The sequence below is a fragment of the Paenibacillus sp. FSL L8-0502 genome (assembly GCF_038593055.1).
Lineage (GTDB): Bacteria > Bacillota > Bacilli > Paenibacillales > Paenibacillaceae > Paenibacillus > Paenibacillus polymyxa_D.
The window spans coordinates 2,234,587-2,255,635 of the sequence record NZ_CP151958.1 but is presented as its reverse complement, the minus strand read 5'-3'; the positions used below and the strand labels follow the sequence as shown (position 1 = coordinate 2,255,635).

Annotated in this window: 18 protein-coding genes and 1 other annotated feature; of the genes, 3 read left to right on the top strand and 15 right to left on the bottom strand. The window is 45.5% G+C overall.

Going from position 1 to position 21,049, the window contains the following annotated elements; all coding sequences use genetic code 11:
- Positions 1 to 414: 414 nt before the first annotated feature.
- Together NSQ57_RS10250 and NSQ57_RS10245 are read left to right on the top strand one after the other, a co-directional pair.
- On the top strand, positions 415 to 2,172 hold the full coding sequence (locus NSQ57_RS10250; protein WP_342425968.1) for an ABC transporter transmembrane domain-containing protein: 1,758 nt from the start codon (positions 415 to 417) through the stop codon (positions 2,170 to 2,172).
- The gene (locus tag NSQ57_RS10245) at positions 2,172 to 4,259 is read left to right on the top strand and encodes an ABC transporter ATP-binding protein (protein WP_342425967.1); all 2,088 of its coding nucleotides are present in this window, start codon (positions 2,172 to 2,174) and stop codon (positions 4,257 to 4,259) included. The genes NSQ57_RS10250 and NSQ57_RS10245 overlap by 1 nt, the downstream gene beginning before the upstream one ends.
- A 124-nt stretch (positions 4,260 to 4,383) precedes the next feature.
- On the opposite strand, the gene NSQ57_RS10240 is transcribed toward NSQ57_RS10245, so the two are convergent.
- From NSQ57_RS10240 to NSQ57_RS10230, 3 genes are all read right to left on the bottom strand, one after another.
- Complete coding sequence (locus NSQ57_RS10240) at positions 4,384 to 5,352, bottom strand: S-layer homology domain-containing protein (RefSeq protein ID WP_318626638.1); 969 nt, start codon at positions 5,350 to 5,352, stop codon at positions 4,384 to 4,386.
- Positions 5,353 to 5,614: 262 nt separating this feature from the next.
- A complete protein-coding gene (gene argS / locus NSQ57_RS10235; RefSeq protein WP_340931993.1) occupies positions 5,615 to 7,345 on the bottom strand; it encodes an arginine--tRNA ligase in 1,731 nt (576 codons plus the stop codon).
- Between the two features lie 62 nt (positions 7,346 to 7,407).
- Positions 7,408 to 7,664 (bottom strand) — a binding site (T-box leader).
- Positions 7,665 to 7,741: 77 nt separating this feature from the next.
- Entirely contained in the window at positions 7,742 to 8,071 is a 330-nt protein-coding gene (locus NSQ57_RS10230) for a four-helix bundle copper-binding protein (RefSeq protein WP_023988251.1), read from the bottom strand.
- A gap of 264 nt (positions 8,072 to 8,335) precedes the next feature.
- Between NSQ57_RS10230 and NSQ57_RS10225 the strand changes: the two genes are divergently transcribed.
- Positions 8,336 to 8,851: a MogA/MoaB family molybdenum cofactor biosynthesis protein gene (locus NSQ57_RS10225; protein ID WP_029517048.1), complete on the top strand. Its 516-nt coding sequence runs from the start codon at positions 8,336 to 8,338 to the stop codon at positions 8,849 to 8,851.
- Positions 8,852 to 8,917: 66 nt separating this feature from the next.
- Here NSQ57_RS10225 and NSQ57_RS10220 read toward each other — a convergent pair whose 3' ends face one another.
- The 12 genes from NSQ57_RS10220 to rny all read right to left on the bottom strand — a co-directional run bounded on the left by NSQ57_RS10220 (position 8,918) and on the right by rny (position 20,896).
- Positions 8,918 to 10,381, bottom strand: coding sequence for a nicotinate phosphoribosyltransferase (locus NSQ57_RS10220; RefSeq protein ID WP_023988249.1), 1,464 nt, complete (start codon positions 10,379 to 10,381; stop codon positions 8,918 to 8,920).
- 118 nt (positions 10,382 to 10,499) lie between these two features.
- The gene (locus NSQ57_RS10215) at positions 10,500 to 11,066 is read right to left on the bottom strand and encodes an isochorismatase family cysteine hydrolase (protein WP_029517047.1); all 567 of its coding nucleotides are present in this window, start codon (positions 11,064 to 11,066) and stop codon (positions 10,500 to 10,502) included.
- 67 nt (positions 11,067 to 11,133) lie between these two features.
- A complete protein-coding gene (locus tag NSQ57_RS10210) occupies positions 11,134 to 11,922 on the bottom strand; it encodes an NUDIX hydrolase (protein ID WP_023988247.1) in 789 nt (262 codons plus the stop codon).
- A 65-nt stretch (positions 11,923 to 11,987) separates the two neighbouring features.
- Positions 11,988 to 12,410, bottom strand: coding sequence for a PaaI family thioesterase (locus NSQ57_RS10205; RefSeq protein ID WP_029517046.1), 423 nt, complete (start codon positions 12,408 to 12,410; stop codon positions 11,988 to 11,990).
- A 122-nt stretch (positions 12,411 to 12,532) separates the two neighbouring features.
- Complete coding sequence (locus NSQ57_RS10200) at positions 12,533 to 12,985, bottom strand: YlbF family regulator (RefSeq protein WP_023988245.1); 453 nt, start codon at positions 12,983 to 12,985, stop codon at positions 12,533 to 12,535.
- A gap of 80 nt (positions 12,986 to 13,065) precedes the next feature.
- Positions 13,066 to 14,619: a tRNA (N6-isopentenyl adenosine(37)-C2)-methylthiotransferase MiaB gene (gene miaB / locus NSQ57_RS10195; protein ID WP_029517045.1), complete on the bottom strand. Its 1,554-nt coding sequence runs from the start codon at positions 14,617 to 14,619 to the stop codon at positions 13,066 to 13,068.
- A 299-nt stretch (positions 14,620 to 14,918) separates the two neighbouring features.
- On the bottom strand, positions 14,919 to 15,491 hold the full coding sequence (locus tag NSQ57_RS10190; protein WP_013309962.1) for a phosphate propanoyltransferase: 573 nt from the start codon (positions 15,489 to 15,491) through the stop codon (positions 14,919 to 14,921).
- A gap of 142 nt (positions 15,492 to 15,633) precedes the next feature.
- Positions 15,634 to 16,722 carry a low temperature requirement protein A gene (locus NSQ57_RS10185; RefSeq protein ID WP_029517044.1) on the bottom strand — a complete coding sequence of 363 codons (1,089 nt, stop codon included), beginning with the start codon at positions 16,720 to 16,722 and terminating at the stop codon, positions 15,634 to 15,636.
- A 177-nt stretch (positions 16,723 to 16,899) separates the two neighbouring features.
- Positions 16,900 to 17,967 carry a membrane dipeptidase gene (locus NSQ57_RS10180; protein WP_029517043.1) on the bottom strand — a complete coding sequence of 356 codons (1,068 nt, stop codon included), beginning with the start codon at positions 17,965 to 17,967 and terminating at the stop codon, positions 16,900 to 16,902.
- 122 nt (positions 17,968 to 18,089) lie between these two features.
- Positions 18,090 to 18,350: a stage V sporulation protein S gene (locus tag NSQ57_RS10175; RefSeq protein ID WP_007430104.1), complete on the bottom strand. Its 261-nt coding sequence runs from the start codon at positions 18,348 to 18,350 to the stop codon at positions 18,090 to 18,092.
- A gap of 129 nt (positions 18,351 to 18,479) precedes the next feature.
- Complete coding sequence (locus NSQ57_RS10170) at positions 18,480 to 19,274, bottom strand: TIGR00282 family metallophosphoesterase (RefSeq protein ID WP_013309959.1); 795 nt, start codon at positions 19,272 to 19,274, stop codon at positions 18,480 to 18,482.
- A 77-nt stretch (positions 19,275 to 19,351) separates the two neighbouring features.
- Positions 19,352 to 20,896 carry a ribonuclease Y gene (gene rny, locus NSQ57_RS10165; RefSeq protein WP_013309958.1) on the bottom strand — a complete coding sequence of 515 codons (1,545 nt, stop codon included), beginning with the start codon at positions 20,894 to 20,896 and terminating at the stop codon, positions 19,352 to 19,354.
- Positions 20,897 to 21,049: the final 153 nt, after the last annotated feature.

The following is a 21,049-nucleotide window of genomic DNA, read 5'->3' as shown; positions in this document are numbered from 1 at the left end:
GAACCATTTTGAAATTTATTACCAATTTGAACGATTACTCATGTTAGAATGAATCCATTTTGAGGAAGAAAGGAGTGTTACCGGTGCTAAAATTTCCTATTGCATTTTACCCACATCTACAAACACAACAACTTCATACCGGAGCATCTCCCCTGTCGCATCCTTCAGAATTGGGCCATTCATGTTGTATGGTTTAATACGAGTGGCTGCCTGCGTTTGAGCAGTTTTTCAGTGGTGAGTGTGCTGAAAATACCTGCGCGCCATATGATATTGAGATTTAAGGCATATCGTCTGCGGACGGTATGCCTTTTTTGCGCCTGTTGTCGGATCATACTTGTGGCAGCAAGCCCTGTTGTTTCTTCAAAATGGTACACAACTCTCGAATGAACTTGTCATGAAAGGATGGGATTCCTCTTGTTTTCAGTACTTAAAAATTTAAGCTGGTTTTTTAAAAGAGAACGAAGCCGATACTCCATTGGACTGTTTTTGCTGATAGCTGTTGGGGTACTGGAGCTTGCTCCACCTCGGCTGCTAGGTAGTGCCATTGATGAAATTGTGCGCGGTTCGATTTCCTGGTCCTCACTTTGGCATTATATTTTGTACATCATAGGCATTCTAGCCGTCATTTACTACATTACGTACATATGGATGCACAAGCTGTTTGGTGGTGCCAATCTGGTGGAGCGCTTACTGCGCACACGCTTTATGAATCATCTGCTGCGGATGACCCCTCCATTTTTTGAACGTAATCGCACTGGCGATCTGATGGCTCGTGCTACGAACGACCTTCGCTCCGTAGCAAGTACAGCGGGCTTCGGCATGCTGACACTGACAGACTCTACGGTCTATCTGAGCGTGGTATTAGTTGCCATGGGCACCCTAATCAGTTGGAAGCTGACACTGGCAGCTATCCTGCCCCTACCTTTTATTGCACTGGCTATGAGCATTTACGGTAAAGCCGTTCATGAGCGTTACACACTGGCACAAGATGCATTTGGTGATATGAACGATCAGGTGTTGGAATCCGTGGCTGGTATCCGGGTCATTCGCGCCTATGTGCAAGAGCGAATGGACGAAAGGCGTTTCGCTGATATTACTGACGATGTATTTCGTAAAAATCTGGCTGTCGCCCGGATGGATGCCCTCTTTGAACCAACAATCCGTTTATGTGTAGGACTTAGCTACGTCATTGGACTCGGGTATGGTATTTATCTGGTATTTCATAACGATATCACGCTAGGCGAATTGGTCTCCTTTAATATGTATCTAGGAATGATGATTTGGCCGATGTTTGCCATTGGAGAGCTGATTAACATTATGCAGCGCGGTAGCGCTTCACTGGACCGGGTCAATGAAACTCTCGATGTCCAGCCAGACGTTCAGGATGCCGCTCAACCTGTTCCAGTGGACCGCCTCGAATCCATCAGGATGAAAGACGTTACCTTCCGTTACCCTACCTCCACTATTGACAATCTGTCACATGTGAGTCTGGATCTCAAACGCGGAGAAACGCTAGGCGTCGTCGGTAGAACTGGCAGCGGAAAATCCACTCTGCTCAAACAGTTACTGCATGAATATCCGACGGGTAGCGGTGATATTTTAATCTCCGGCATACGTTTGGAGGACATTGCAGTAGAACAACTACACAGCTGGATCGGCTACGTGCCGCAAGAGCAAATTTTGTTTTCCAAATCAGTGCGCGAGAACATTCAATTCGGGAAACCTCATGCAGATGATGACGACATTATGGAAGCAATCCGTACTGCTGCCTTCGATCAGGATTTAGGTACCCTGTCTGACGGGCTGGATACACTGGTCGGAGAAAAAGGTATCGCCCTGTCTGGCGGCCAGAAGCAGCGCGTTTCGCTGGCACGCGCCTTTATCGGTGACCCGGATATTCTATTGCTCGACGATGCACTGTCTGCAGTAGATGCCCGGACGGAAGCTAGAATTATTGACAATATCCGACGCAAGCGCTCAGGTAAAACGACTCTGATCTCCACCCACCGCCTCTCCGCTGTAGAACATGCAGACCGGATCGTCGTGTTGGAGCAAGGACGCATTATTGAGGAAGGAACCCACAACGAGCTGCTTCAGACTGACGGATGGTACCGACAACAGTATGAACGGCAACAAGTGGAATCTGATCTGACCTCAGGGGAGGTATCCTAATGAAACCCAATATCGGCAAAAGGCTATTCCAGTACGCACTGACGAGCAAAGCAGGCTTTATCGCCGCTCTCATCGCTTTGGCTATCGGAGTAGCCGCCGAGCTGGCTGGTCCCTTCATCGCCAAAACGATGATCGACGACCATATGCTCGCTATTGAAAAACCATTTTATGAAACAACTCGTGTGGACGACGGCACTGTAAGCTATGCGGGAACCCACTTTAAGCGTGAAGATCGCTTTGAGTCCGGGGAGACTAAAGGTCGCGAAGCGAGAATTTTACAAGTTGGAAAATCTTTCGTATTTGTGGATGGCTCGGTTCAAGTGGCTGACGGTAATCGCTCCTTTACGAACGGAACGCTGACTGTGACACGTGGCTCCGACACCTTTCGCTATGAAGCCAAGGCTCTGACAGCTGATGAACTGTATAGCTTTTACAAACCGGAAATGCCCGGTATCTTTCAACTGATTGGTTGGTATTGCTTCTTCCTGGTTATTTCCATTTTTGCTGAATTCGGCAAAACATACTGGCTGCAATCCTCGGCGAACAAGGTCATTCAAAAGCTTCGGCTTGATCTCTACGCGCACATCCAGCGGTTGCCAGTTTACTTTTTTGATAACTTGCCTGCAGGCAAGGTCGTATCCCGTGTTACGAATGACACTGAGGCAGTCAAAGATTTGTTTGTGGCTGTGCTGTCAAATTTCACTTCAGGGATTGTAACGATGGCAGGGGTATATGTTGCACTCTTTCTGCTGGACTTCAGACTGGGTCTTATCTCACTGTTTATTGTACCGTTACTGATCTTGTGGATTGTATTGTACCGCAAGGTCGCCACCCGCTATAATACGATCATTCGGTCCAGACTCAGTGAGATTAATGCGATTATCAATGAATCGATTCAAGGGATGTCCATTATTCGCGTATTCCGGCACCAGAAACAAACGCAGCAAGAGTTTGAAGAATTGAATGATGACTACATGAAGCATCAGAATAAAATGTTGAATTTGAACGCCTTCACTTCGCACAATTTAGTCAACGTGTTGAGAAATCTCGCCTTTGCCGTCGTGTTGTGGTATTTCGGATCTGAGGCGCTCGGAACGACAGGTAGTGCTGTTTCACTAGGCGTATTGTATGCCTTCGTCGATGTGCTGGGACGACTGTTCCAACCTATGACGGGTATGGTCAACCAACTCGCCGTACTGGATACTTCCATCGTATCCTCAGGACGCGTATTTGAGTTGATGGACGAAACTGGAGAGCCAGTGACGGATGGCACGATGCCGCGCTACAAAGGTCAGGTGGAGTTTAACGACGTTTCCTTTGCCTACAAAAAGGATGATGTACTTAAGCATATCTCCTTTACAGCACAGCCCGGCCAAACAGTTGCCCTTGTCGGACATACCGGATCAGGCAAAAGTTCGATTATCAACCTGCTATTCCGGTTCTATGATCCGCAAAAAGGAACGATCACCATTGACGGAACGTCTGTCAAAGACATCCCTAAGCAATGGCTTCGCCATCATATGGGTATTGTTCTTCAAGATCCATATTTGTTCACAGGTACGGTAGCCTCCAATGTGAGTCTCGGAGACAGCCGAATCACGAGAGAACAGGTGAATAAAGCGCTGCATGATGTTGGAGCTGACAAATTGCTGGCCCATTTGCCGCAAGGATTCGATGAGCCCGTTATTGAGAAAGGTAGCACCTTATCAGCCGGACAACGCCAGCTTATTTCCTTCGCTCGTGCACTAGCCTTTGATCCCGCAATTTTAATTCTGGATGAAGCTACTGCCAATATTGACACCGAAACAGAAGCGCTCATCCAATCCGCTCTTGAGGTACTTAAGAAGGGACGTACGACCTTTATCATTGCTCACCGTTTGTCCACCATTCGCAGTGCGGACCAAATTTTGGTGCTGCATCGGGGTGAAATTGTTGAACGGGGTAGCCATGACGAGCTTATGGCCCAAGGCGGGCGTTACTTCCAAATGTATCAGCTCCAGTCGGGAACAGTTGCAACAGAATCCGATTCAATCTCTGCTACGCCTCCTGCGCAAAATGACTTACTTACTGGCAAAGTCAGCATTTAAAGCTAGAATAGCCCTATTGCTTAGGGCTAACGATGAACATTTGGCATGAAAAAACCAGCAAGTCTCCCCCACAAATTGGAGGCTCGCTGGTTTTATTTATATCTATAACGTATGGCTTGTAATTTTATTTAGCTACAGACGTGCCCGTTCCTGTGGGCGGAAGCACTGTTCCATCTACTGCTTTAAGCGTAACCTTATACTTACTGTCTACCATTGTACTTGTGTGGGTATCCGTAATGACCTGAATATTCATTTCCCCTGGCTTTGGACTAGTCAACTTGTAGTAAATTACTGCATTTGTATCATCTACGTAGTCGATGTGATCCACTTCAATGCCGTAACCTGGATTAGGTGCCTGCAAACGAGTAATTGTCACTTTGTTCTGCTGGTCATTCGCCTTCTCTATACTCATACTAATGTTATTTTGTTGACCCGGATCTGCAGGCTCAACCGGATTTTCAGGAGTGGATTCAACTGGTTTATGATTTTGCACAAATTCGGATGCGTTATAGACCATTTCTGCTGCCTCCATCCGGGTTACTTTACGATCCGGGTTAAAGTTGCTCTGTTCGTCCAATTTTGCAATTTTGGTCAACAGTAGGAATTGAATTGCTGCGTTTGATTCCTGATCTAGTTTTTTGCCATCCGCTACATTAATGTACATACGGACAGTTGGATATTCACCCGTTGCACTCACTGCTTTATACAGAATATTAGCAAATTGTTCTCTTGTCATACGAGTGCTTGGATCAATATCTGGTGACAAAGGGATTTGGTGTTGGGCTGCAATCCGATAGGACTGAGCATACCATGCGGAAGCCGGAATGTTTGCAAAGGAACCCGTTGTGAAATCAGGCATCACCTGAAGATCCATTGCACGAACAACCAAGTGTACTCCTTGTGCATACGTGAGCGTTTGATCCGGTGCAAATTTATCCTTGGTTATTCCTTGAATAATTCCTTTGTCCTGAAGTGAGTTTACGATCTTCTCCTGTTCAGCTCCCTTTATATCCAGAAAAGCAGAAGCCGACGTAGCCACTGCCAATGAGCAGACGACAAGCAGGGCAGCTGTCACACTTTTGTTCTTTTTCATGAGATACACCTCCATGTTTACTTTGCTTCTACACTTACCGACGCAATAGAATCATCAAATGTTTCAAATATACACAAATTGGTTGCAAAACGGTGGAATTCCTGCGATTAGTGTACCCGTCTAACTCTTTTCTGCTCACAACATTTATGCATACCCAAAAGTGGCTGCAACAGATTAATCTTTTACAGTATTCCTTTAGAAGAGCCAAGTATGGGTAGCAGTCATCCCGCCAGCAAAAACTCGCTCCCTTCGTTCGCTTTGCTTACATCCGATTCGGTGCTTTCAGACCAAGAAGTTGCAGCGCGCATGCCAGAATATCCGCAGTTTGTTCCGCCAACTGAATACGCCATTGTCCACCATCGACAATCCTTTCCTTGGCGTAAAACCGGTTAAACGCCTGGGCCGTATCCAATGCAAATCTCGCAATTACCGAAGGCTCTAGTTGGCGAGCCGCACGTATCAGTTGCCCGTGATAGCGACCCAATTGCTTAAGCAGCGCCCAACCTGCGTCACCCAATATTTCATCCGATACGTCATTTAAATCACGAGAATGGCTATCTTGGACAAGGTCATTGTAGCTAGGGTTAGTGTTAACATCAACATCGGCGCGAGCGTGAGCTTTCTCCAGAAGGCTGCGTATGCGCGCATGAGTATACTGCACATAAGGCCCGGTCTCGCCTTCAAAGGTCAGCGCCTCCTCCAACGAAAAGTCCACTTCATTCAGCCGGTTGTTTTTTAAATCACCAAAAATAATCGCCCCAATTCCAACGTTCTCCGCTATTGCCTGTTGTTCCTGTAAACCAGGGTTCTTCTGAGTAATGATGCCTTGAGCACGCGCTACAGCTTCATCCAGCACCTCCTCCAGCTTCACAACCTTGCCACGTCTTGTGGACATTTTCTTACCCGCAAACCGCATTAATCCAAACGGCACATGCTCACATTGCTCCGCCCATGCCTCCCCTGCATGCTTCAGCACCGCAAACACCTGCTGGAAATGCAACTTCTGTTCTCCACCAACGACGTACAGCAACCGATCAGCCTTCATCACTTCATGACGATAAATCGCTGTTGCCAGATCACGTGTCGGATAAATGGTGGTTCCATCCTTTTTCAGAATAAGACACGGAGGCAGTTCCTCGTCTTCCAGGCGAACTACGAGCGCCCCATCACTTTCCTCCAACAATCCTTTTGCTCTTAATTGATCAATAACTGCCTGCATCTTATCATTGTAAAAACTTTCTCCCAGCACATGGTCAAATGTAATGTTTAGACGCTGGTACATACGATCAAATTCACCCAGACTGATTTCAACAAAAAACTCCCATAGTTGTTGAGCCTCAGCATCCCCATGTTCCAAACGTCGGAACCACTCGCGCCCTTCATCCTCCAAAGTCGGATCATGCTCGGCTTCCTGATGAAAACGCACATATAGCTTTAGCGATTCACCAATCGGATCATGTTGTAACTGCTCCTCATTTCCCCATCTTTTATAGGCCGCAATTTGCTTACCAAACTGTGTTCCCCAATCCCCAAGATGATTCACACTAATAGGTACATAGCCTGTTTCACCAAGTATGCGATACAAGGTAGCACCGATAACCGTAGAGCGAAGATGACCGATACCAAACGGTTTGGCAATATTAGGCGAGGACATATCAATAACTACCCGCTGCCCGTTCCCGATATTAGGCCTGAGGAAATCAGCCTTGCTCAATTCAGCAAGCATAAGCGGAATATGAACCGATCGATCCAAGGTTATGTTTACATAGGCACCCGATGCTGAAGCGGTTAAACCTTCTTTATGGCCTACTAGTTCCGCCAATTCCAGTGCAATGTGCTGCGGAGACTTTCGAAACTTTTTAGCCAGCACAAAACACGGAAACGCCATATCTCCCCATTCAGGCTGCGGAGGCACCTCAAATAAAGATAAAATTTCTTTCTCCTCCAAGCCCGTATGGGCTAATATCGCTTGAGCAGCAATCCTCATTAACATGATGATCTCTCTCCTTCTTTTTATAGAATCTAACAAAAAAAGCCCCCGCCTCTTGAAATCATTCAAGAGACGAGAACTTCAATATCCCGCGGTACCACTCTTCGTAAATCGGTTGTGCAGCTAAAGCTAACTACACAAATCGCGATTTCACTCCAATGACTAATAACGGTGTCTGCCGGGCTGATCTACTAGAAGTTCTGCTCGTTGGATCAACCGTCTCCCGGGTGCGCTTCACATCGGATCTCATACCGGCTTCCACCTCTTCCGGCTCGCTGTAATGATATGGCTTCGCTGCTACTCTCCCGTTCCATGACGTTAATTCCAATCATTATACAAACCTATTCAGTAGAAAGCAACCTTTTATTTCCTCTTCAGGCACTAGTTCCATATATGTAATTACACTGCCACCAATTGGCGGCAGGCCTGAACGCAACGACGGCAGGCTTCTGCACAATGTTTGCAATGATCATGGGAATGCTTGCTGCATTCAGCAGCACATACCTCACAGGCCTTGGCGCACAGCTCACAGATTTGCTCGGCAAAATCCGTTCCACGCTGCAGCATTTGGGCAGCAAATCCGCATATTTCTGCACATTCCCTACTCACTCGAATACATTCACGCAGCATAGCTAAATCATATTCCTTCAAACTCGCTACATAACATACATTGCAAGCGTTCATACATTCCAGGCAAGCATCCACGCATTGTTGGTATGAATGATTCATATTACATTACCTCCCAGTTGTTGACCCTGCTGTACTATTACCCGCTGTCCTTTGAGGTTAATCATTTGATGTGCGCGCTTTCAATAATAAAACAAAACAATATAATCCCGACTTATGTAAGGAAGTGTACTATATTCCAGTGTGCAAATGCAAGGATATTAATCACATAGATTTTTAGCCCCTGTTTCTGACTTGCATACGCTCAGTCATTGCTCTATTGTAAAAAGTGTATGTCTAACCACCGATCAAGGAGTGAACATTTTAATGAATATGTCTTCTGTAGAGGAACACCGTCAGGAATCCCCCCAACAAGTGAATTGCATGGTCGTGACTGTCTCGGACACACGCACCGTGGAAACAGATACTGGGGGACGACTGCTCATGGATCTACTAGAAACCAATGGATATACAGTTGTTCGATATGTCATCGTCAAGGATGACTACGAAGGTATTCAGCAGTTAGTATCCGAAGCAGCGGCACAGGATGACATCGAGGCTGTTCTTTTGACAGGTGGTACCGGTATTTCTCCACGTGATACTACATATGAAGCTGTCTCTTCTCTACTGGATAAGGAACTACCTGGCTTTGGGGAAATCTTCCGTTATTTAAGCTTTGCTGAGGACATTGGTTCAGCAGCTATCTTAAGCCGGGCTGTAGCTGGCACTGTGGGCCAGACAGCTGTATTTTCTATGCCTGGCTCACGCGGAGCCGTTCGTTTGGCAATGGAACGCATTATTGTCCCTGAGCTACGACATGTGATGAGAGAAATTTATAAATAAGCTCCTATTTCCTACATGCTCCAACACAAAGAGGCACCCCATGCATTCATGAGGTGCCTCTTCCAACTATTCTTTTTCTTCAACTTCGGGCTGCATATAGCTGTCGATCAGCTTTTGCTTTAGCTCCCATACCTTCTCGCTCAGATTTACACGATAAATTTCAGGGTTCAGCTTCCGCAAATATTCTGGCCAGAACAGTTTCAACTGTGAAGTATGGTAGGCACGAATTTCATCCAGCTCGGGAAGCTCATATACCTTCTGTCCATTTATAAAAATAGGCTCAAGCATCGGCACGGCTTCGTAATTTTCTACATACTTCTTCATATACGGATGCAAAGGGTTAAACAGCTTCAGGCGCTTACCATTACGCGGACGCTCTTCATCCGGAAAAGAAATATAATCGGCTACAGCTCTCCCTTTCTTCTTATCCACAATGCGATATACATCCTTTTTGCCTGGTGTGGATACTTTTTCTGGATTCCCCGAGATCTTGATCGTCGGCAACATTTCGCCATCCACTTCACGTTCAACCAGCTTGTATACCCCGCCGAGCGATGGTTGATCTGAAGCCGTAATAAGCTGTGTTCCTACACCCCATACATCAATACGTGCCCCTTGGGCTTTCAGGTTAAAAATCGTATTTTCATCCAAATCATTGGAAGCTACAATTTGTACGTAATCTAATCCTTCAGCATCGAGCATTTCTCGTGCCTGAATGGATAGATAAGCCAAGTCACCGCTATCCAGACGGATTGCATTCATACGCTTGCCCTGACTCTCCAGCATTTTTGCTGTCCGAATCGCATGAGGAACCCCGCTTTCCAGCGTGTCAAAGGTGTCTACCAGCAGTGTAACCTGATCTGGCAATACCTTCGCATACACGTCAAACGCCTCCTGCTCCGTCATAAAGGTCTGCACCCATGAATGTGCATGTGTCCCCTTCGTCGGGATTCCAAAATGTTCGCCTGCCAGCATATTAGAAGTCGCGTCAAAACCAGCCACATAAGCTGCTCGTGCTCCCCAAATCGCTGCATCTGCTTCCTGCGCACGCCGTGTTCCAAATTCGAGCAGTGTATCATCACTTGCCACCTGCTTGATGCGCGATGCCTTTGTCGCAATAAGTGTCTGATAGTTCATAAAATTCAGCAATGCCGTTTCGACAAGCTGCGTTTCCATAATCGTTCCTTCAACACGGACCAGAGGCTCGTTGGGAAAAACAAGGGCCCCTTCTTTCATCGAATGGACCGTTCCACCAAACTTAAACTGGCGAAGCGCCTCCATGAACATGGGATCGTACTTCTCCTCCTGTTCAGACAGGTAGCGAATGTCCTCTTCTGTAAACCGCAAATTTGCAATATAATTCACAATGCGTTCCAGACCCGCGAACACGGCATATCCATTACCAAAAGGGAGTTTACGAAAATACGCCTCGAACACAGCTTTACGCTGGTGACTTCCGTTCACCCAGTGGGCGTACATCATATTAATCTGATATTTATCTGTATGTAATGCGAGGCTCGTTGACTGCATTGTAATCATCCTCTCTGACTGTCTCCAGGTTTGTGGCGCTACCGCCTCATCTGCCCAGATTCAGCAATATCCGGCTCCATTTTGTTATCGGACATTGGTACACAATCGTTAAGTTATTTTACTTCTTCTGGCGTAAAACCGTATCCTCAGCCGATCGTACCGCGGCTCCAAGACTTCCCTCAAAATGACCCAAAGCCCAATCATGTCCAGCTTGATTAAAGCTCGCCACAGCGTCCTTGTATACAGTAATAGCAAAACCTTTGTTATAAGCATCTACAGCCGTATGCAGTACACATATATCCGTACACACACCAATCAGATGAACTTCCACAATACCACGTTCACGCAGCCTGAGTTCCAGATCTGTGCCCGCAAAAGCACTGTACCGTGTTTTATCCAACCAGTAGATAAGATCACTTTGTTGCTCATAGAGGCTATGGAGCTTGCCATACAAATGTCGTCCGTTGGTTCCACGTATATTATGTGGAGGAAACAGCTTGCTCTCCGGGTGATAAAGGTCGTTCTCCTCATGCAAATCCACAGCCATGACGACAAAGTCCCCTTGATCTACATATGCCTGCGTAATTGCTGCGATCCGTTCATCCAACTCAATCGCAGGTTGTCCTACAGGCAAACTACCGTCCACAAAATCTTTCGTGTAATCAATCACAATTAGTGCTTGCATCGTACGGTCAGCTCCTTATCCTCAAAGTGAAATTGTACGTTCTATGCGTGACCTATTACATTAGACGTTACGTGTAGATAGATAAACGCGGTACTCTGTCACTAAAACGGTACAACTGTGCCGGTCTTTGTGAATACTGGTTGGAACTGAGCGGTTTGCCGTTCTCATCACGCACCTCTTCCAGAATTCCCTGTCTGCTACGAGTCGATGTTATTTTGCGAATAAAGTTTGGCTCTTCGAAGTCCGGTACGACACTCTGTATCACCTGATATAATTCACCCAGTGTAAAATGTAGCGGTAAAAACTGTTTGGCGATCGTCGTCTGAAGCATCTGCAACTGAATTTTGCGATAAGCATCTACTATGATATCCCGGTGATCGAATGCCAGCTCCAATTCCTCCAACGCTTCGCGGATTGTGAATAGCCCCACCTCGGAAGCATCATCGGCCGCCTGACGCTGTTCCAACATCCATTCTTCTACCAGCGCAAAAAATGCATGCGATATGATCCAGCCGCGCGGATCACGTCCCGGTCCACTATATACACCCAAATACTCCAGATGCCCGCCGTCCACACCCGTTTCCTCTAACAGTTCCCGCTTGGCAGCTCCATACATGGATTCATCTTCCTGACAAAACCCTCCAGGCAACGCCCAGCGTCCTGCAAACGGCCAACTGCGGCGCTTGATGAGCATCACTTTCAGCTCCCGAATCGGCAATGTCTTTGTTACCGTCTTGCGCTCCCGCTTCGTTAAGGTAAACATAACGATATCCGCCGGAGCTCCATCTGGAGTGCGGTATTTCTTAATGTTATACGACGCCTTTTGCGCCTCTTCGTTTATACGATTGCTATCCATTGGCATCACCATATTATATCGTTTTGATAAATTCATTATGACATAATAAAAATTTTTGTCAAGCGTCAGGCCTTACCTGAATCACTTGCTTGTGTACGTAATACTCGGAAGGTTGCTGTAGATGTAGACCCAAGTGTGCCTTCACTATCCCTTACTTCCGCCTCAGTGGTTATAGTCCGACCTCCCTGATGAAGAATCCGCGCCCTAACCTCCAGTCGGCCTTGCCTCATGGCTGACAAGAAATGAACATTCAGGTTCGTCGTTACACATGGATCCATATTTCGTGAAGCCATACTGACCATCCCCATCGCCTGATCCATCAATGAAGTAAGCACACCCCCATGGACAATACCCATCACATTGGTATGCTCTTGTTTGGCTTCCAAAGCGATCTGTACCTCGTTTGCATCAGCTGCAATCAGCTCACACCCTAAATACTCCCAAAAAGTATTATTTTCGCCCTCTAGCATCTTACCGAACTTATCCATTCCCTTGCTTCCATCCCTTCTATGTTGTCCCATTTCTCTTGATGTCTTATAAATATATACGATGGCAAATTGCTTTCGAAAAAAAGGCGTGGAAGCTACGCCTCCACACCATAAATTTCATTCTAATCACTGCAATTCGACGAGGAAGTACTTTTTCCCTCTTCAACGTTCACCTTCTCAGCAACGGTATCACGAATCGCCATGATCACCATTTGCAGTAGCTCATTAATTTCCACCTGACTCTGCTGAAACTCCGTTACAATTGGAATACCATCAAGTTCTTCCTGTAGCTCCTGTAGCTCGGCCTCTATTTTGGCAATCATTTTTTGATTTTTTAAGGATTCAAATGCAACAATTTCCTTTTGCTTCTTTTTCATCGTTGCAATCAGTTGCTGAATGCGCCCATGATCCTGAATCTTTTCTTCTGCTTTCCGGAATACCTGTACTTCCTCACTGCTACCCAAAATACCTGCTAATTCTTTGGCTTTTGCCAATATCATTTCGCGATTGACCAAATGATCATGCTGGCGCGCCGCCGATTGAAGTTCTGTTTGTTGCAACCGCTCCTCTGTCATTGTCCATCGCTCCTTTTCTCACTTAGACGGCCCTGCACACAACCTTACTCAGACCGCATGCAACCCGCTAGAATATTCTTTTATCCGTTAACTGCTACAGCCGTTTCAACCAGATCACCTTTGATGTAAAAGGTCATAGGTTCCGTAATTTTCACTTGAACAAAGGAACCAATCAGGTCCTGAGAACCCTCAAAATGTACAAGCTTATTGGAACGGGTCCGACCGGCAAGCACTTTGCTGTCATTTTTGCTCTCGCCTTCCACCAACACTTCAACCACTTCGCCACGCAATCGACTATTAAAGCGAAGGCTGTTTTGGTTCACCGCAATGTTCAGACGCCGGAGACGCTCTTTTTTGACCGACATAGGCACATTATCTTCCATCGAAGCAGCTGGCGTACCTTCACGTGGTGAATAAATGAATGTGTAGGCAAAGTCATAGCCGACCTCGCGCACCAAAGATAGAGTATCTTCAAACTGCTCGTCTGTTTCGCCCGGGAAACCTACAATGATATCCGTTGTCAGAGAAACATGCGGAACAGCTGCTTTAATCTTCGCTGCCAGTTCCAGAACACGCTCACGGGTATATTTTCGGTTCATTTTCTTCAATATATCCGTATTACCGGATTGAACAGGCAGATGGATATGCTCCACCAAATTACCACCCTTACCGAGCACTTCTACCAAATGGTCATCAAAATCACGTGGATGTGATGTTGTAAAACGTACACGCGGGATATTGATTTTGCGCATATCATCCATCAGATCCCCGAATCTGTAATTCAAATCTTTCAAATCCTTACCATAAGCGTTAACATTCTGCCCCAGTAAGGTGATTTCTTTAAAACCTTGACGTGCCAAATCCCGTACTTCAGCGATAACATCCTCTGGACGACGGCTTCTTTCCTTACCACGTGTAAAGGGAACAATGCAATAGGTGCAAAATTTATCACAGCCGTACATAATGTTCACCCAAGCCCGCATACCCTCGCGCTTCTTCGGCAAGTTTTCGATAATGTCGCCTTCCTTAGACCACACTTCGACCACCATTTCTTTGCTAAAGAGTGCTTCCTTGACGAGCTGAGGCAGACGATGAATATTATGGGTACCAAAAATCATATCGACAAAACCGTGTTTTTGCATAATCCGGTTAACGACGTTCTCTTCCTGTGACATGCAGCCACACACGCCGAGCAGCAGTCCTGGCTTTTCTGTTTTGAGATGCTTGAGGTGACCCAGCTCGCCAAACACTTTATCCTCCGCATTTTCACGGATAGCACAAGTGTTTAGTAAAATGATGTCTGCTTCCTTCCGATCCTCGGTTGATTGGTAGCCCATTTGCTCCAGCAAACCTTTTATGGTTTCGGAATCATGCTCGTTCATTTGGCAACCAAATGTGTATACGATGTAATGCTTTCCCTCACCGATATGCTTTAGCTCATCCGGGACTGCGTTATCATATAATACCTGTACATCCTCTTTACCGCGTTGCTTTTCTTTTCTATGGTTCGGCTCCGCCATAATGTTGATTTCACGTCCGCGAATACGGATCTTTTTGCTATGCTCATCTTCAGAAATAATCTTCGCATCCGAGAAATCAAAATATTTGGAGTAATCTTTTGTTTTCTTCTCCATTCCTTAGTCACTCCTTACACCATCTATTTCACGAGCTAATTTGTGATTTTACTGTATCTTTAGGCATGGGTAAATTTATTTTAAGTTCTAAAAAACCTTTAAAAAAGGCATTACACTAAATTATAGCATGATTTATAGGCCATCGCCATAGATCAACCGCAGATACCATTGAGTGCAAAGTGAACTCATGTTCTTTTTGTACATAAGTGAAGTATTTGTGAATTATATAGTATGTAAAAAGCCCGATTCTTTTGCAAGAATCGGACTCTTTAAGCCTTCCGGCATTTAAATCGTGTATATTAGTCTACGATTTCAGCGTTGTCACCGTTTTTCACACCGGCACCGTTCGCTTCATCTGTATCAATGTGCATATCCAAAGCAAAAGAATCGGACACACGTGCAAGAACATTTTCAAATACAAGACCACGTTCGCCGCCAACACGTACTTTCAGCAACTGCTTGTCCTTAATGTCCCATTTAGCTGCATCAGATGTATGGAAATGAATATGGCGGGCTGCTACAATCACGCCTTCTTGCAGTTCCACTTCACCAGCTGGTCCTTTTACTGTGATTCCTGGTGTACCATCAATGCTACCCGATTCGCGTACAGGTGCTTTTACACCAATAGCAAAGGAATCAGTGCGAGAAATTTCCAACTGGGAAGCGGGACGAGCAGGTCCCAAAATGCGAACCTTATCAAATTGGCCCTTAGAACCAATTACAGCTACCGTTTCATTTGCGGCAAATTGTCCTGGTTGGGACAAAGGTTTAAATTCGGTTAATTGATAGCCTGCTCCGAACAAAATTTCAATATGCTCTTGAGTCAGGTGAATATGACGGGCGGAAACGCCGACAGGTACGATTTTACTCATCGTGTGGTCACTCCTTTTTCTCTATACAATACTTTACACATCCATGCTATTATACTCCTATTTTGCCAAGAAAGAAAAGAAGAGCGTATAAAGTTCCCTTTTTCGCCCCAATCATCGTTAAATATCATCCCTATAAATCAGATCAAATCGTCGTTTTAGCGAACAGGAGAAAGAAAAGCATGATTTCAGCTACAATGAGATGAGGGGGGACGACAATAAATATATTAAGGATAAACAGGACACAGAGTATTCCAGTTAAGAAAAAAATGACTCTGAGACGGGGTTTAAGATGACTTAATCTGTACTGATGAAATACCAGTAAAACCGACAAAAAGTAAATAAAAACAGAAGCAAAGGTAAAGCAAAGCACAAAGATATAGTCTACTTGTCCCAAAAACAAGAGCTGAATCGAAGCAGCTAGCATGCTAAGGGAAAGATAAATAAACAAATGACCATAAATAATAGTCTGTCCTGCTGATTGTTTTGATTTATCTACGCGCTTCTCCATATTCTCAAAATATTGCCACCAGATTGCGATGACTAATATAAAAGCCAAAGCGGCAAATACAACGGAAGAAACCGTAAAATGATCGGATTGTAAAACAGAAAGCATACTTATCACAGATTCGCCAAGCAGAATTAAGGTGAACTGTGCAAATCGTTCTAAAAGATGCTCCGTATGGATTGGTGTGATCACCAACTTTTTACGACCAATCAAAGGAACGAGGATATCAACAGCTATACCGGTATATAAAATCAAATATCGAACCCAAGAGTCAAAGAAAAGGGAGAAACTAGAGATGACTATTCCAATCCAAAAATAGGTTCCGAAAAAACGAGCTGTTTCCTGTTTATGAGCCGTTTCTTTGGGCGCCGAAAGTAAATATTGAACGACAGTTAAACCTCTTAACCCAATATAGCCAACAAAAAAAGATACATAATACGCATCAAAATCTATATTCAAACTGGCAGTCATGATTAACACGAAAAACAATTGCAGGATCATAAAGATTCGATGCGTTATACTGTCTTGACCAAAACGGTTGTTGTAGACAGTTTGCCCCACCCAAGCCCACCATATCGGGATAAAAATCATAATGAACTTCTCCATATGTTCCCACGAGATACTACCATGCTCAACATGTAGTAAAACATGAGTGGCCTTAGAGACAGCAGCTACGAATAGTAAGTCATAAAAGAGTTCAAGCCAGGTAACCTTTTTTATTAACATTGTGTAATGGAGCCCCCTCTGGTATAGCGGTGCAGCATGGTGCACCATCAGTCTCGCTCCATTGTCTGCCGTATTTCTGCAAATATTATTTAAAATCTAAGATACTTCTCATTATTTCGTAATCGTTCTCGCTTTGTCAAGAGTGTTCGCAGCCAAAACATCCCCTTAAATAGCTATTTAAGAAGACATTTTAGAAGGCAGATTCGTTTGCAGGTATTCCAGGGCATGACCTCCCAGCCATCCTTTGACTAGCTCCTCAGGGTAATGCTTCAGCAGCAGTTCTGCAAAAGCCGGATATTTCCCCGAGTGTTCCAAGCCTTGCACATGGTGCTCGATACCGTCAAAATCAGAGCCAAACATCAAATGCCTTTCGCCCCCTAATGAACAAATATGCTCAATATGCGGTAGCAGATCCTCAGCAGTTACTGTATCCTGCTCTTTGAGAAACATGGTGACGAAGGTCAAACCAATCCGTCCGTTACGGGCGATCAGTGCACGAATCTGTTCATCCCGCAGATTACGAGGATGAGCACATCTCGCAAAGACATTCGAATGCGAGGCGATGGGCGGTAGAGTAGCTTCCTCCAGCACCTCCCAGAAGCCCTGTACGGACAGATGCGACACATCTAACAGCAGTCCCAGGTCATTACAGCGATTGACCAAATCGCGCCCCTTGCTAGTCAGCCCGCCACCTCTATGTTCCATAATGCCGTCAGCTGCCCAGTTCGCATAATTCCATGTCAGCCCAATCAATCGTATTCCCATGGCATAGCATAATTCTGCATAAAAAGGGTTCCCTTCCAGCGCATCTACCCCCTCCAGTGAGAGCAAAGCCCAAGGTGCCCATATATGATCCGTCCCATTACCATCCAAATACGTTATCTTTTCCGTGCGCTTCTCTTCTCCTGCCTGCTTTACTTGCTCTTCCTGATGCACTGCGGACGCATTTTTCCACATTGCCAAGTCTTCCTTCCACAGCAATGGTCTCAACCCACCGGAGATAGAGGTAACATGCTGCCTGAACAGCTCAATTTGACGTACCACATGCTCAAATCTTGGTGTGCCTAATACCTGTGAAATATATATAGCAAACGTTTGCAACTGCACGTTACCTTCTAGCAAACGTTCTTTTGTGACATCAAGCGATGGATGACTGAAATCGATCTGCGCATCGAGCTGCATTTTACATAACACATCACAATGAAAGTCAACAACTGGCCAATTCACTTTTAGCTTATCATTCATGCATCTTACCTCCATTTATAGATTGAAGCACCACAAATTTATTTTAAAAATCATAGTAACAGACTCACAATGCAAAAAAGCCCGTTTACAAATCGTAAACAGGCTCAGGCAACTTACATTTATTATCTTGGCTCTACAATCAATTTGATCGCAGTCCGATCTTCTCCATCAATAACAATGTCTGTAAAAGCAGGAATACAAATCAAATCCACTCCGCTTGGTGCGACAAATCCCCGGGCAATGGCTACCGCTTTAATGGCTTGGTTTAGTGCACCCGCTCCAATCGCCTGTAATTCTGCATTTCCGCGTTCACGCAGTACTCCTGCGAGTGCGCCTGCAACTGAATTAGGATTGGATTTTGCTGATACTTTTAATACATCCATAGTAAGTACCTCCCCTGGGAATGATGATGGTTTGATTCCACTATTAGATGTTATTCGAGGGTCAGCAAAAAATTCCTGCTTTTTGGTGACAGTTTTCCTTATTCTTTCCTTAAGCAGCTTACAAAAAAGTTAATCCATCCGCCATTCATCTTCTTTGAGTCTGATTTTCTGAATTTTGCGGGCTTTTCCATCGTTATCATTCAGCTCTACGCTGATGGCATGGAAATGCCATTTGCCCATGTCCACTTGAAAACGCACCGGAAGCTGGGTCTGGAATTTCTGTAACACAGCCTCTTTCTGCATTCCAAGCACTCCCTCATAAGGACCTACCATTCCCGCATCTGTCTGATACGCAGTTCCTTGTGGCAAAATTGTATCGTCATTGCTCTGTACATGTGTGTGCGTACCTACCACGATTGAAGCACGTCCATCCAAATGCCAACCCATAGCGATTTTTTCCGAGGTTGCTTCGGCGTGAAAATCAACTAGGATATGTTTATGTTTTTTGCGCAACTCATCGACAATTTCATCTGCTGCACGGAATGGATCGTCAATAGCTGGCAAAAAGGTTCTACCTTGCAGATTAACAATAGCCAGCTCCTTACCTCCACCCTTTACAACGGTATAACCCCGGCCCGGTGTTCCTGGTGGAAAGTTAGCCGGGCGAATGATCCGTGGCTCATCATCTATAAAATCAAATATTTCCTTATTGTCCCAAGTATGATTTCCCATCGTAATCCCATGGACGCCCCAATCAAAAAACTCTCTGGCGATAGCAGGAGTTATGCCTCTTCCCGAAGCTGCATTTTCTCCGTTCACGATAATAACATGCGGATTGTATTTTGATTTGAGCGAAGGAAGATTTTCCCTCAGTGCCTTTCTGCCTACACTGCCGACGATGTCTCCAATAAATAATACGTTGATAGAAAGCCCTCCCTAGTCTGCCTTACATAAATGAAAAGTGGCCCTACAAACAGCGGCCACTTTTCATTGAAATGCTTTTATTTTGCGTATTCTACCGCACGGGTCTCGCGAATAACAGTAACTTTGATATGTCCCGGATAGTCCAGTTCATTCTCAATCGTTTTCGTAATATCGCGGGCCAGTCGGAATGCTTCCGCATCATCAATTTTCTCTGGCTGTACCATGACACGAACTTCGCGTCCGGCTTGAATCGCGTATGATTTTTCAACGCCTTCAAAAGATTCGGAGATGCGTTCCAGCTTCTCAAGACGACGGATGTACGTCTCTAGCGTTTCACGCCGCGCTCCCGGTCTTGCTGCTGATAGAGCATCTGCCGCCCCAACCAGCATGGCGATCACTGAAGTCGCTTCGCAGTCGCCGTGATGTGAAGCAATGCTGTTTATGACGACCGGGTGTTCCTTGTACTTTTTCGCCAGTTCCACGCCAATTTCAACGTGCGATCCTTCCACTTCGTGATCCAGCGCCTTCCCGATGTCATGCAGCAATCCTGCCCGTCTTGCCAGTACAACGTCTTCGCCCAGTTCCCCGGCCATTAGACCTGTCAAGTATGCAACTTCCATCGAGTGCTTTAATACGTTCTGTCCGTAACTCGTACGGAACTTAAGACGTCCCAAGATCTTGATCAAATCCGGATGCAAGCTATGCACGCCCACCTCAAAGGTGGCCTGCTCACCATATTCACGGATTCGTTCGTCCACCTCTTTACGGGATTTTTCCACCATCTCTTCAATACGAGCCGGATGTATCCGTCCGTCCGCTACGAGCTTTTCAAGCGCAGTACGCGCAATCTCTCTACGAATCGGATCAAATCCGGACAAAATAACAGCTTCCGGCGTATCATCAATAATGAGGTCAATTCCTGTAAGGGTTTCAAGTGCACGGATATTACGGCCTTCGCGCCCGATAATCCGGCCTTTCATTTCTTCGTTCGGCAATGTGACGACAGAAACCGTCGTTTCTGCTACATGATCTGCCGCACAGCGTTGGATGGCCAGTGTGATGATTTCACGAGACTTTTTGTCCGCTTCTTCTTTGGCCTGCTGTTCAATTTCTTTAATCATCTGAGCTGTTTCATGACGAACTTCCTGCTCTACGTTGGTCAGAATAATACTTCTTGCATCCTCCATCGTCAGATTGGAAATACGCTCCAACTCAGTTACCTGACTCTTGTAAATCAAATCAATTTGCTGCTGGGTTTCATCGATTCGTTTCTCTTTGTTGGCCACCTGTTCTTCTTTGCGTTCCAGCGATTCCAATTTTTTATCCAGCGATTCTTCTTTTTGCAGCAATCTTCGTTCCTGTCGTTGAATTTCATTGCGACGTTCACGAGTTTCTTTTTCAGCTTCGGCACGGATGCGGTGAATTTCATCTTTCGCTTCCAATACCGTTTCCTTCTTCAGCGCTTCTGCCTCTTTTTTCGCGTTCTCCACGATTTGCGCGGCAGCTTCTTCCGCACTGGAGATCTTAGCTTCTGCAATAGATTTGCGAATAAAATAACCAATCCCGAACCCAAAGAATAACGCGGCTACAGCAACGAGAACGAACCAGATCGCAGTCATCATACTGTTCACCTCCCCGTTGGTTCCTCCAAGGCATTCCTTGGGACTTTTTGCAATTGTCACATTTACTTTGATCGTCAAACTAAGATAACGACACAAGGTCGTTTCATTTCATATGCACATGCTTTCACATGTACAATTCCGCCTGGCATAGCG